Consider the following 13,537-nt stretch of genomic DNA (forward strand, 5'->3'; position numbering starts at 1 on the left):
GATCACATGGACTCGCTGAGGTTAAGCGGCTTCCGGCTCAGGGCAAAGGCATCCTGAACGGTCTTCACGTCAGCATTGAAGAGTCGTGAGAAGAGTTCCGGGTCATTCAGCCTGGCCAGCGTGGAAGGATAATCTTCGTGGGCCGCATTCGGGAACAGCGAAGAGAGATTCTCTGCTTTCGAAGTATGCAGATGCACGGAAGAACGTTCCTGCAGAGCAGCGTTGAGCACTTTGTTCAGCGCGATGGAATTCAGGTATACGCATTCTTCGACCACTGCCTCGCGGCCGCGGATCAGGATCGCAGCATAGCCCTGGATGACATTTCTGGCATCGTAGTAGGCGACGATCTTGCCGCCGCGGGCATTGATTTCTTTCTTGTAGCGCACGAAGTATTCCAGGTCTCTTGCATAGAAGCCGTTGAAGCGGCGGATGTAGGCGCTGTATACCCGCAGCATATCCAATGGCGATGGTTCAAAAGCACAGCCGAAGTTCGTGATGCGCTTGACATCTTCCCGGGTAAGCAGGTAATCCGTACGCCAGGCAACTGGTTCAAAGCCCCACTGACTGCCGTTCTTGTTCTGATCGGCGGGCATCAGGGTGATGAGCTCAGTATGCGAGCATGCATCGATGACGGTTTCCATCAGATCATGCATGATACCCTGGTTCCGGAAATCCGGAAGCGTGCAGGCCCGGCTGATCATGCTTTCCTGAAGCACTCTGCCGTTGAAGATCACCGCATGCGGAATGCGCATGACGGATCCTGCTACTCTGCCGTTCTCCACATCAGCATAGGCATATTCCGGGCGGAACACATTGCGGAAGAAGTAGTCCGTGAAGCGCGGATCTTCCAGCGTGAAGCTCTTTTTCCAGCAATCGCGGATGCCGCCGGTGAGCGATGGATTTCCCTGTTCAATCATGATCTGAATCCTCTTTTTGCTCCGTATATTCCGCATCTATGATATCACTCTGCTGCATGCGGTCGGCCTGGGAGCGAAACAGATCATCCTGCCATGAAGAAATATCATTGTCCCTCATCATCTTTTTCGCTTCTTCCTCTGCGTTTTTCGTCATGCGGCGGGTCTGCAGGACCCGGAGTGCGATCAGAACTGCTCCGATCAGCAGAACTGGCCAGAGGTAGCGGACTGCAAAACAAGCCACAGCAACCAGGGCGGCAATATAGAGAATGCGGTAGAGCGTGCTCCGGTTCGGGTTCATAGGGTCTGTTCTCCCTTCTCTTTTTCAGCGAGTTCATGAAGCTTTACGAAGCGGTGCTTCATGCCTGATTTGGATACGACGATTCCGGTCATGGACCGGTATTTCTCAGCCAGCTCGTTCAGAGTGGCTTCGGGGTTTTCCTTGCGCAGCTGGACGATGTCACGGATCTTCGGATCCAGGGAAGTGATCTTTCCTGCTTCTTCGAGGACCCTGATGTCCTCGAGCTGACTGTTGGCAGCTTTCATGGACTTCACTTCATTGGCGACGTCGACGTTGTTGAGCCGCTGCACGTTGTTGGCGAAGTCTCTGGAAATCCGTTCATTCTCGAATTCGAGCAGACATTGTTCAGCGCCGATGCAGCGCAGAAAGTCGGCGATCTTCTCAGCTGCTTTGACATAGACGACATATTTGCCGCGGCGTTCGACCTGGCGGGCATTGATGTAGAACCTCGACAGCAGCTCAATGAGAAAGCCGGCATGGGCTTCGTTGGCGGCTTTGATTTCCAGATGGTAGTTCGTGGTGCCGGGGCTGTTGACGCTGCCGTCGGCCATGAAGGCCCCGGCCAGATAAGCCCGGGCACACGAATCCTTCTGAACGATCTTCTGCAGCGGCTTGTCGAGCAGGCCTCTTGCAGAGTAGATGCCGAGGTCTTTGAGAATCTGCGTCACGTTGCCGTATACCCGGAGGTTGTAGATCAGATTCTTGTTCAGGTTCATTCTTCTGCGCACGCCTGGTTCGATATCGACGTCCCAGCATTCTTTCATCATCCGGAAGATAGCTCTGGAGACAGCGGCGTTTTCAGTCGTGACCAGAATGCACATGCCCTGACTGGAGATGGAGAGCGAGGAAGTCATCTGAATCAGCGCAGAAAGTTCTGCGCGTTCTTCATCGCCTGTGATTCTGCGCAGGGATACTTCCTGCTTTACATCCTGTGTAAATGACATCAGTCTTCTCTCTTTTTATCTTTCAGTGATTCTACTGCTTTCTGTATTTTAACCGGATCATGGCGGATCAGGCCATCATCAAATCGCAGCATATGACGCCGGTAGATCTTGTAGGGATGCTTGCGGGAACGGATTTTCACCGGGGTGCTTCCCTGTTTCTCGTAGCGTTCGATGCTTTCTTCAGGCAGCTTGTCGCTGGCATATAGTACGGCATCAACCGGAGCCCCGTGGTCCAGCAGGGCTTGCACATGGTCTTCGAGGCTGTAGCCGTCGGTTTCGCCTGGCTGGGTCATGGCATTGCAGCAGTAGATCCGGTTGGCTTTCGTTTCTTTCAGGGCTTCCTGGATTTCCGGAATGATCACATTCGGAAGGATGCTCGTATAGACCGAGCCGATGCCGTACAGAATCAGATCTGCTTTCCGGATCGCTTCGACTGCTTCCGGAGTTGCGGTGACTTTCTTGTCATAGAAGACCTTCCGGATATGGTTGCTCACATCCGGAATGTTGGCTTCGCCTTTGACGATGACGCCGTCATCCATGCGTGCATAGAGAGAGATGACTTCGGTGGTGGCAGGAATGATTGTGCCTCTGACATTCAGGACCTTGCCGATCATCTGGATCGCTTCCATGAAGGAACCGCACTGCTGGGTGAGGGCAGTCAGAATCAGGTTGCCGAGATTATGTCCCTGCACGTCTTCGCCGGTTCCGTCCGGATCTTCAAAGCGATAGTTCATGAGATTGGTGAGCAGGGTCTCGGATTCTGCCAGAGCGGTCATGACATTGCGGATATCGCCCATGGCGGGAATATGAAACTGCCGTCTCAGACGGCCGGTGCTGCCGCCGTCATCTGCGACGGTGACGATTGCGGTGATATCCGCATTGCGGATGTTCTTGACCCCGCGGCAGATCGTGGACTGGCCATGGCCGCCGCCGATGATGACAATGCGTTTCTTCTTACTCATTTACGGTTATCCATTTCTTTTCATCCCGGTGCTGCTTATAGGAATGATAGGTATTTCTGTAGTGATCATAAAGGAAGTTGGTGATCGCAACGGAGCGATGCTGGCCGCCAGTGCAGCCGATGGCTACCGTGAAATGGTTCTTTCCTTCTTTGACATATTCCTTGAAGGAATAGTCCATGAAGGAAAGCAGGCGCTTCAGGAATTCCTTCGTTTCTGGTTTCTCCATGACATAGTCATAGACGCATTTGTCATTGCCGGAATATGGTCTGAGTTCCGGAACCCAGAACGGGTTGGGCAGGAAGCGGACGTCGATCATCAGATCGGCATCCATCGGAACCCCGTATTTGTAGCCGAAGGAAATAAAGGAAATGGAAAACGAAGGAGCTGCGCCCTTGGCAAAATACTGGTTCAGCGTATTCTTCATTTCCTTTTCGGTCAGGAATGAGGTGTCGATGGTGACAAACGAATTATTGATGACCTTGCTGAGCATCGTACGCTCTACGCCGATGGCTTCTTCCAGTGTGTTTGCCGTATTGCTCAGCAGCATCGGATGGGTTCTGCGGGTACTCTTGTAGCGGTGGATCAGCACGGTATCGCTGGCATCCAGAAACAGCACGCGCACCTCGATGCCTTCTCCTTTAATTCCTCTCAGAAATGCCGGGAAGTCTTCTGCCGAAGTAGATAGAGCAATATAGCTGTAGCGGGGATCGGTGCTGTTTTCGATCATATCGACCAGAAGGCTCAGCAGCTGCACAGGAAAATTATCGATGATGTGGTAGCCCATATCCTCGAGAATCCGGGTTGCAGTGCTTTTGCCTGCCCCGCTCATGCCGCTGACCAGAATGACGCGTTTCGTCTTTTCCATAACTGTCCTTCGCTCTTCAGAAGTATTCTAGCACAAGCACATTCACCTGACCGGAATAGAAGAAATGCACCCCCTGAGGAGGTGCATGCATTCAGAATGAATCTGTTTCTTCGGCCGGCTTCACAGTGATCGTGAAGTCGAAGTCTTCTTTTCTCAGCTCGCTGAGATTATCGCCCGGGTGTTTCACGAGGCGTTCGGACTGCTTCAGAATTGCTTTTTCAATCGTATTGCGGGCCAGGCGTCCGTTGCCTGCTTCCGCTGCGTTGATGGACTGTACTTCATTGAAGAAATCCAGCAATGGCTGTTCTGCTTCTTCCGTGATGGTGAATCCTTTGCCCTCTGCCTGGATCTCTGCGATCTTCAGCAGCTCTTCTCCCGTATAGTCCGGGAAATCGATGATGTTCGGGAAGCGGCTGCGCAGACCGCTGTTGGCTTCGAGGAATGTGGACATCTCTTTCTTGTAGCCAGCCAGGATCACGATCAGATTCTCGCGGTTGTCTTCCATGGCTTTGACAATCGTATCGATTGCTTCAAGTCCGAACGAATCATCCTTGCCGCGGTACAGCGAATATGCTTCATCGATGAAGAGCACGCCGCCTAAGGCACTGCGGATAACTGACATCGTCTGCGGAGCCGTCTGGCCGACATACTGAGCAACCAGATCCTTGCGGGTCACTTCGACCAGCTGGCCCTGGCTCAGCGCGCCGATGGCTTTCATGTAGCGGCTGATCAAGCGGGCAATGGTCGTCTTGCCGGTGCCCGGGTTGCCGGTGAAGATCATATGCTTGGAGACTTCCGAAGTCTTTAAGCCCTGCTGTCTGCGCAGTTCCTGGACCTGCAGATGAGCCTGCAGAGAACGGATGTACTCCTTGATCGGCTCCAGGCCGACAATCGCATCCAGTTCCTTGTTGACGGCAGCGATCTCTTCGCTGCTTGTCTTCGAGCGGGAAAGCTTTGCTGCCTTCCCGGAAATCAGAGCGACGGGAACGTCGTCCTGAATGGTTAATAATGCACTTTCTCCCGGATACTTTCCGGAAAGAGATGCTTCCGAGAGAGAGATGTAATAATCCTCGAACATGCCCATGATTGCATCGGCACCGCGGCTCTTGTCGTAATGGGCAATCACCCATTCTCCGAAGGAGTCTTCGGCAGTCAGGGACAGCTTCAGATTCTTCTTCGCTTTGTTGGTGAGATTCTTCAGGCACAGACTGACATACTCCTTCGCATCTGCCTCGGTCATCGCGGTAAATGAAATGATATCGAGCACATGATAGAGGAAGTCTGCGCCGAAGGCATCCTGAGCTGCTTTGACTCCGCGGGTGGTGAGGAAGACCAGATATTTTCCTTCTGCCGAGAAGGAATCAATCGCATTTTTCACCAAGCCTGTCTGCGTTTCCACGAGAATTCCTTTGTTCAGCACATAGCGCTTGGTCAGGATGCACTTGCCATCTACAGCAAGGGCTCTGACATAGTCGCGGAATTTCGGATAGGCACTCTCGAAGTTCTCGAAGCAGATGATGGCGCTCTTCGAAGAAAGACTCTGATACAGATCCTGCAAGAAGATCGGTTCCTGGGCACTGCCGGTATAGAGGCTGAGATCCAGCGTGCGGACTTCATTGCTTTCAATGGCCTGATGCTGGTACATGGATTCTGCCATCTGGCGGATCATCGTATGGCGGCCGCTGCCGACCGGTCCGGTGACGAGGATGACATTCTTCGGCTTGCCTGGTTCCTCGCCCATGACATAAGGGCGGCGGAAGGCTGCACAGGCAGCGTGGAGGGCATCGTCCTGGCCGACGACTGCCGCATCGAGTTCGTGATAGATCTCCGTGAATACCTTCTCGCTGTCGAGGTTCTTCACCGGCATCCTCGCGTTTACTTCTTCATTGCTCAGATGATATTCTTCCTGCATGTCTTTCTGCATCTGTTCCATGTCCTTGCTGGTATAGCCGGGTTTTGCAGAAAGTCCATTCTGCCTGGAAAGCTCATCGAGCTCCTTCTGCTGGCCATTCAGCACCTTGCGCAGCTGCGCAAAGGCATCGTCTGCGTATCTCAGCATGTCATTGGTCGTATCGGCCGCACTGTTCAGCATGGACGCGAGTGCGGAAGAAGAAGATTCCGGCTCGGTTTTCTGACCGCTTCCCGTGGTCAGGGTAATAGGTTCCTGATCTGTGGTCTGGCTGTTCTTCCGTTTCTCGAGGATTTCCCGCATCAGCCTGGCTTTCTCTTCGTCTTTTGTCTCCCTGCTCATATCTGCTCCTTAACTGCCGGTACGTTCTTTGCGCATTGCCTGCTGAATATCATCGTCTGCGGTCATGCCGTCTTTCCTGAGCATGGCTTCCAGGGTTGACATATCAGCGGAAAGATTGATGGAATCGCTCTCGGACATGCTCGGAATCAGATGATCCCGCATGGCCGCATTGATATGGCCGATGGTCTTCTTGAGGTTCTCTTCGTTTTCCTTGTAGTTCGCATCTGTCTCCACGTGCTGAAGCGTCTTGTACTGGTTCAGGATCTCAACCAGGTACGGAAGATACGTCTTGTACAGCTTGTTGAGACGCGGCTTCTGATCCGGGAAGCGTTTCTCAAGATCGCTAAGCTGCTTCAGAAGAGAAGTCGTTTCATACAGAGAGTTGGAAATCTCTTCATCCGGAATGGCATCATTCAGATCATTGATGGTTTCCCGGAAGGATTCTGCATCGCTCAAAGCTGCCGATCCTGCTTTCTTCGCATTCTGCTGAGGCTTCGGTTCCTCTTTCATTGTTTCGGTGCGTTCCGTGTATTCTGCATCTACCACATCCGGATTGCGGACTTTTCCGTCTTCTTTTGCCGCAGCCAGAAGGCTGTCAAACATCTCATTGTAAAGCGCCGGGTATTTCTGGCGGAAGCTGGCGACCGAACGAAAATAATGTCCGTCGCAGTCTGTTTCCAGGGCATCCAGGTTCGTGAACCGCTCGCTTTTCATCGTCAGCGTGATCGTATGGCCGCCGGAAGTAGAAACCCGGACCGGATTGATGCCATTCCGATACTGCTTCAGAAGCCAGGAATTTACCCATGCCTTCTGGTCGGAAGAATGAGAAGAATCAGACATGCCATAGCGTCTGACGGTACTCCTTCTTCCAGAAGCGCGGGGATTCGTATGCGTGTTTGTTTCGCTGCTTTTCACGGATCTGTAGAGCAGATAGCCGACGACCGCCGCAATGGCAAGAAGAAATAAAGTAGCGAAGGCATCTGAATTAGCAAAAAAGATAAAAAACAGGAAGACCCACCAGAAATTTCCTGAAGACCTACGTCTCATCGCTGCACCTCGTGGCTTTGATTATAGCATAAGGAATAGGTGCTGAATCCTGCCAGATCAGAGCGATCTTGTGTGCACAGTACTCCACCGGGTTCTTTGCCTGATCAAAGATCAGCTATAATGAGGTCATGAAGACAATTCTCTGCAGTTCTTATCAGAAAGATCAGATTTATCATGAGCTCGCAAAGAAGAATCAAGGCATCGTGACCGATATCCGGATGGTTTCTCTCTCTGACCTCATGAAGACAGAAGGAGAAGAGAACCGGGCCGCCGCCTTATTCTCTGCTGCGCGCCTGCTTCAGGAGCATGCCTCCGAGTTTCCGCTGTTCCGGAACATGTTTGCTTTTCCTGCCTTTTCAGAAGAGGTTGTATCCTTTGCCCGCCAGCTTGCCCTGTACCAGATTCCGGTCGAGGACCTTCCGAAGCGGAATCCTTCCGAAGCAGAGCTTTCCCGCATCCTGGCTCTGATCATGCGTCTTCCGATGAAGGAGAAGGAATATGGAAAGAATCGGAAACAATACCTGGAACAGATTTCCGCGATTGAGAATCTTTCTCTGTATCCTGCGTTTGAGACAGACTATTTCAGCTATGCCTTCCGCAGGGATCTGAAACAGAGTGGCATTCCGGTCGTGAAAGAAGAGCAGCCTTCTCCTTCCCTTTCTCTCTGCTATGCACTCAATGCCCGCCAGGAACTGGAATCCATTGCCCAGGATATCTGCCGGAAAAATGTGTCATGCACGATCATCCTGGCATCTTACAGCACGCAGCTGCCTGTGCTGAAGCAGGTATTCATGCGATACGGCATTCCATGGTCAGCTGTGAAGGAAAATACGGAACTTCATATTCCGAAGATCTTTGCGGCGGCTGCCCGCTTTGCATGGAAGAAAGATGTTTCTTCTCTCCTGGAGATGTTCCGGATTGATGCGTTCCCTTCGTTCTGCCCGGATTCTCTTTATCCATTCCTGAGACAGACCATGACAGATCCGGAAGCACCCAGTGGCATTGCAGAAGCTCTGCAGAACAGTCCCCTTTCGAAAGACGCTCCTTACTACGCAGACAAGCAGAAGCAGGTTGCTGCATATTTCAGAACGATTGAGGAAGAACTGCAGCTGCTGAAGCAGGCGGACAGCCCGAAAGAGATACTGAAAGCTGCTTATGCGGTCATGAAGAGAAGTCCGTTTCTGAACAGCAGCCCGGAGCTGCAGGCTGCCCGTTCGATCATGGAGCTTCTGCAGGAAGTGCTTCCGGATGTTCAGAGCGAAGCAGATCTGTCGTTTGTCATTGAACTCATGGAATCCATCCAGGATTCGGAATCCGGAAAGCCGCAGGATTTCTGCATGGTCACGGATCAGACGCATCCGGTCCGGATTGCCGAGAATACGTACGTGGCAGGATGTTCCGGGCAGAACTGGCCGGGATTTCCGGTGTGCAAGGGTCTGTTCGATGAATCGTATGTGAGCTGCCTGAAGCAGTATCCGTCCATGGAGCAGCGGCATGATGCCTACAGCAGCCAGCTGGAATGGGTCATGCACAGTGCCAGAGAACATGTGTATTTCTCCTGCCCGACCAATGATTACCAGGGCAGAGGCATCGAGCTGGCGTTTGAGATTGAATCCATGTTTCCCAAGCACAGTGCACTCAGATGGAAGCTTGAAGTTCTGAAGCCGGCACAGCCTGGCAAGCATGAGCTGAGTCCGGATACTGCAGCCGCGCTGTTTGAACAAGACGAAAAAATCCATGGATCGATTTCTTCGATTGAGCGCTGGTTTGCATGTCCATATTCTTATTTCATTGAGAGCGGGCTGAAGGTCAGACCTTTAAGGCTGACGGATCGTGATTCGGCAGGGACCGGAACGATTCAGCATGCGGTGCTGGAGCATTCCGTGAAGCGATACGGAAAGAACTATGCAGAGATCTCAGAAGAAGAGATTGCGCAGATTCTGCATCCGTATTATGAAGCACTGAAGACTGCATATCCGCATTCCGAGGAAGAACTCAGTCTGAGTGAAGCTCGCATGATGGAAAATCTGAAGCAGTCATTCTGCTTCTTGAAAGACATGGAAGCCAATACCAGCTATGTGCCCGCAGAAGAAGAACATGCCTTTGCGGATGAGATTATTCCGGGCATCGAGCTGCGCGGGATCATCGATCGTATCGATACATGCGGAAACCTGATGCGGATCGTCGACTACAAGTCTTCTGACAAAACGCTGAACGAGAAGAAGGTCAAAGCAGGAATGCAGCTGCAGCTGCTGACATATCTCATCATTGCCAGAAAATACCGGCATCAGATTCCTGGCGGGGCTTATTATTTCTCGCTGAAGCCTTGCACGTATCCGCTCTCTGCTGCGAAGCTCTCCAGAGGAGCCATCACGGAGACGATGATGGATGAAGAATCGCTGAAGAAGCAGTTTCTCAATGTGCGCAGGATGGCTGGATGGACGTTTGACAGAGAACATATGACTGAGCTTGATGCGTCAGAGACGCATATCGTATCCGGAACGAAGACGTTCTATGACTTCGGCCTGAGTGAGAAATGCATGGAAGAGGTATATGACTATTTCAGGAACCATCTGCTGGATGGCTCGATCGAGCTGTCGCCGGCAGAGAATGCATGCATGTTCTGCAGGTATCGGTGCATCTGCAGGTTCCAGGGAGATTTCAGAGTCCCGGTTCCGCTGGTCATGCAGGATACGGAGCTGAAGATCGGAAAGGAGAATGGCTGAGATGACGTTTGATGAACAGCAGTCGGAAGCGATTGCCACGACTGGTACCAGTATCCTGGTCTCGGCCAGTGCCGGTGCCGGAAAGACCGGTGTTCTGGTTGCACGGCTTCTGAAGCGGTGCACGGAAGATCATGTTCCCCTTTCGAGAATCCTTGCCCTGACGTTCACATCTGCGGCGGCTGCCGAGATGAAGAAGCGGCTTGCGGCAGGGCTGCACGAAAAGGCACAGAAGGAAACGGATCCGGAACAGAATGCATATCTGAATCAGCAGCTGGTGGAACTGGAGAATGCCAGCATCACGACGATTGACAGCTACTGTCTCTCCATCATCAGGAAATATTACAGCGTGATCGGTCTTGATCCGGCAACGGCTGCGAATATTCTTTCGGAAGGAACGAAGACTTCGATGGAGCAGGAAGCCTGGACGTCCGCGCTGAAAGAATATGATCATGCACATCATGAAGAACTGCTGACGATGCTGAAGGCGTTCAGCCCGCGCAGTGAAGATTATGAGGAGCTGCATGGCATCGTGAATACGCTGTGTGCACATGCGGACTCAAGTATTGATCCGGATGAATGGTTTCATCATGCGGCGATGTCTTATACGCCAGTCACGAAGTTCCAAGACTTCCCGGAAGGAATTCTTGATTTCTTCTTCGATCAGTGGAAGCAGGATTGTCTCAGCATTCAGGATGACCTGAATGTCATGAGCCGGACAGCACTGGATTCTGAAAAAGTGAAACCGGAGCTCATTGATGAAAAGCGCAATGCCCTGGAAGCCTGCATGCAGGAACTGGATCATCGCAATTACAGCGGCTTCTGTCTCCGGCTCGATGAGCTGGCAGCGAGAAAGACGACTGCCGATAAAAAGGCAGAGAAATATACCGCAGCAAGGGATCATATGGAAGCGACGCTCAAGGAGATGATTTCTCTCCGGTATGATGAGAAGACATTCATCCAGGATGCGGCGCAGATGGATCCGATCTGTCACAGTCTCTGCGAGCTGGCTGAGCTTTCTCATCAGAAGTTTGCAGAGATCAAGAGATATCATGCGTGCATGGATTTCTCCGATATGGAGAGATTCGCGCTGAATATCCTGGAAGCCAATGATGGTGCAGCTGCTTCTGCCATCCGGGATTCCTTGGATGAGATCATGATCGATGAGTTCCAGGATACGAGTGAGCTGCAGAATCTGATCCTCGAGAAGATTGCGAAACCGGATAATGTGTTCCGGGTCGGCGATGTGAAACAGTCGATCTACCGGTTCCGTCAGGCAAAGCCGGAGCTGATGCGGGGCCTCATGGAGAAGCCGGAGATCAGAAGAATCACGTTAAGACATAATTACCGTTCGAAGGACAGCATCGTGAGATTCACGAATCTGCTGTTTGAACGGCTGATGAATGTACCTGGTCTGAAGGATCGGTATGCAGAGGAAGATCATGTGACGATCGGAAGAAGTGCACAGGAAGAGCCTGCTCCGGTTCCGGTGGTCTTTGAAGAGATTCTTTCTCCAGAAGTGATGGAAGGTGAAGAGACGCCTGGTTCCAAGGAGCTCAAGGCTTCGTGGATTGCCGGAAAGATTCTGGAGATGAAGCAGAAAGATCCGAGTCTGAAGTTCCGGAATTTTGCTGTGCTGGTCAGGAGTCATGGCGATAAGCGGTATCTCCGATCGGTATTTGATCAGGCCGGGATTCCGTATGACATCGACGCAAGAGAAGGTTTTTTCCAGTCTGAGCTCTGTCAGACGATTCTTGCGATGTGCAGGCTGATGTGCGATCCTTCGGATTCCGTGTCGCTTGCGGCGGTATGCACCTCTTCGTTCTATGCAATGGAAGATGAAGAGCTTGCCAGGATGAAGATCGGACATCCTTCATTCACAGAGGGAGTTAAAGCGCTGCATCCGGAAATTCTGGAAGAGTCACAGGAACTGAGAGAAATTGCAAGGCAGAGAGGAATCTCTGCAATGCTGGATGAGATTGCGCTTCGGCATGATTTCTTCGAACGGCTTCCGGACAGTCAGAAAGCGAACTTCGATTATCTATCTGAACAGACTGCTGCTCAGCAGCCTCAGAGTCTCCGCGATTTCATCGACCTGATGGAAGCGAGTCAGGAAGAGAAGTCTTCGGAAGCGATGTCCCATGGCAGCGATGATGATGTCGTTCTCGTAACGACGATTCATCAATCCAAGGGACTTCAGTATCGGATTGTGTTCCTGTGGAGCACGTCGCAGAATCTGTTCCGGGATAAGAGTTCCCCCGTTCTCGCTGATGACAGTCTGTATCTCGGCATGAAATACCGGGTACCGTTCTGGAATGCAGAGCGGCCGACGATTCAGGAGATTGCGATCAGTCATAAAGGTGATCTGGAAGATCTCGAAGAGTTCACGAGACTGCTCTATGTTGCATTGACCAGAGCAGAAGAACGGCTGTTCATCGTCGATGTGGTGAAGAAGACGATTGATCCGGAGCCGATTACTGCTTCCGTGCTTGCAAGACGTCATGGCATGACGGGATTGATCCTGTCTGCCCTCGGAGAATCAGAATTATTCCATATTGAACAGACGGTTCCGGAGAAGATCAAACCAGCTCATTCTTCTGGTTCTGCTTATGCAGAACGTCTTCCTTCTTATCAGGGAGACTTTCCGGAAGAGAAGGTCTGGATCACTCCTTCCAGCAGAGAAGTTTCCGGATTGCCTGACCTGGAAGAAGAGGACCATGTGCGCGGCAGATCATTCGGAACAGAGGTTCATGAAGTGATTGAACAGCTGCCGGACCGCATCTGGACCATGGAGGATCTGAAGGATACCGGGCTTGATGAAGATGCGTGCAGGATGGTGCTTGCCTTCGGAAATTCAGCACTGTATCAGAAAGCGCTGACTATGGAGATTCATAAAGAGTATCCGTTCTATATCGAAAGAGATAAGTTCTGTCTCCATGGTACGATGGACTTCATCGCAATCAGCGATGCTGATGTGATTCTGATTGACTTCAAGACAGACCGGATTTCTGATGCTGCACTTAAGGATCGGTACCAGGAACAGATTGATGCGTATCGTTCTGCTCTGGAGATCCTGTATCCGGAAAAGAGAATCACTGCATATCTCTGGAGCCTGCCGCAGAAACATGAAGTAGAAATTGTCTGAAACACAAAAGATGATGGTTCCCTTCACTCGATAAAGGGTTGCCATCATCTTTTCTGTATCTCAGAATGATGTCAGCGAACAATGGATGATGTCCTCGCCATCTGCGACAAGGGCAACTGCAGAACTGGGACAGCTGCGAGCATCGATCGCGGTAAGTCCAAGCTGTTTCAGCTGAGAAACGGAGTATTCGTCCAGAGTCTTTCTGGTGATTCCATGTTCCTTCAGGATATCTTTTGCCTGTTTCGTGATATACACTTCGCTCACCCTCCTTCTGCATTGGAAAAACGGGATGTTTCATCAATGCGTTGGTATTATAATCAAAGAAAATTTCTTTTGCACGCATTCTGAACATTCTTAATTAAAGCGTTTTCATGTTTTTAAGAAG

General features: G+C 51.5%; 10 protein-coding genes. 2 read left to right on the plus strand and 8 right to left on the minus strand.

From position 1 onward, the window contains the following. Positions 1 to 2 precede the first annotated feature (2 nt). The 7 genes from C7E00_RS00260 to C7E00_RS00290 form a co-directional block, all read right to left on the minus strand. A complete protein-coding gene (locus C7E00_RS00260; RefSeq protein ID WP_105302371.1) occupies positions 3 to 917 on the minus strand; it encodes a GNAT family N-acetyltransferase in 915 nt (304 codons plus the stop codon). After that, the gene (locus tag C7E00_RS00265; protein ID WP_105302372.1) at positions 910 to 1,215 is read right to left on the minus strand and encodes a hypothetical protein; all 306 of its coding nucleotides are present in this window, start codon (positions 1,213 to 1,215) and stop codon (positions 910 to 912) included. The genes C7E00_RS00260 and C7E00_RS00265 overlap by 8 nt, the downstream gene beginning before the upstream one ends. Further along, the gene (gene whiA, locus C7E00_RS00270) at positions 1,212 to 2,159 is read right to left on the minus strand and encodes a DNA-binding protein WhiA (protein ID WP_105302373.1); all 948 of its coding nucleotides are present in this window, start codon (positions 2,157 to 2,159) and stop codon (positions 1,212 to 1,214) included. The genes C7E00_RS00265 and whiA overlap by 4 nt, the downstream gene beginning before the upstream one ends. Beyond that, positions 2,159 to 3,121 (minus strand): gluconeogenesis factor YvcK family protein, encoded by a 963-nt coding sequence (locus tag C7E00_RS00275; RefSeq protein ID WP_105302374.1) that lies wholly within the window; start codon positions 3,119 to 3,121, stop codon positions 2,159 to 2,161. The genes whiA and C7E00_RS00275 overlap by 1 nt, the downstream gene beginning before the upstream one ends. Next, positions 3,114 to 3,986, minus strand: coding sequence for an RNase adapter RapZ (rapZ, locus tag C7E00_RS00280; protein WP_105302375.1), 873 nt, complete (start codon positions 3,984 to 3,986; stop codon positions 3,114 to 3,116). Before rapZ ends, C7E00_RS00275 begins: the two co-directional genes overlap by 8 nt. A 91-nt stretch (positions 3,987 to 4,077) precedes the next feature. Further along, positions 4,078 to 6,237, minus strand: a complete 2,160-nt coding sequence (locus tag C7E00_RS00285; RefSeq protein ID WP_105302376.1) for an AAA family ATPase — start codon at positions 6,235 to 6,237, stop codon at positions 4,078 to 4,080. A gap of 9 nt (positions 6,238 to 6,246) precedes the next feature. Further along, positions 6,247 to 7,284: a hypothetical protein gene (locus C7E00_RS00290; RefSeq protein WP_105302377.1), complete on the minus strand. Its 1,038-nt coding sequence runs from the start codon at positions 7,282 to 7,284 to the stop codon at positions 6,247 to 6,249. A gap of 128 nt (positions 7,285 to 7,412) precedes the next feature. Here C7E00_RS00290 and C7E00_RS00295 point away from each other — a divergent pair, with 128 nt between their 5' ends. Together C7E00_RS00295 and C7E00_RS00300 are read left to right on the plus strand one after the other, a co-directional pair. Beyond that, a complete protein-coding gene (locus C7E00_RS00295; protein ID WP_105302378.1) occupies positions 7,413 to 10,010 on the plus strand; it encodes a PD-(D/E)XK nuclease family protein in 2,598 nt (865 codons plus the stop codon). 1 nt (position 10,011) lies between these two features. Then, positions 10,012 to 13,152 (plus strand): UvrD-helicase domain-containing protein, encoded by a 3,141-nt coding sequence (locus C7E00_RS00300; protein ID WP_167836402.1) that lies wholly within the window; start codon positions 10,012 to 10,014, stop codon positions 13,150 to 13,152. 60 nt (positions 13,153 to 13,212) lie between these two features. Here the strand turns inward: C7E00_RS00300 and C7E00_RS00305 are convergent, their stop codons facing one another. Next, a complete protein-coding gene (locus C7E00_RS00305) occupies positions 13,213 to 13,407 on the minus strand; it encodes a hypothetical protein (RefSeq protein WP_135358117.1) in 195 nt (64 codons plus the stop codon). Positions 13,408 to 13,537: the final 130 nt, after the last annotated feature.

The sequence above is a fragment of the Anaerolactibacter massiliensis genome (genome assembly GCF_900290205.1).
GTDB classification, from domain to species: domain Bacteria; phylum Bacillota_I; class Bacilli_A; order Erysipelotrichales; family Erysipelotrichaceae; genus Bulleidia; species Bulleidia intestinalis.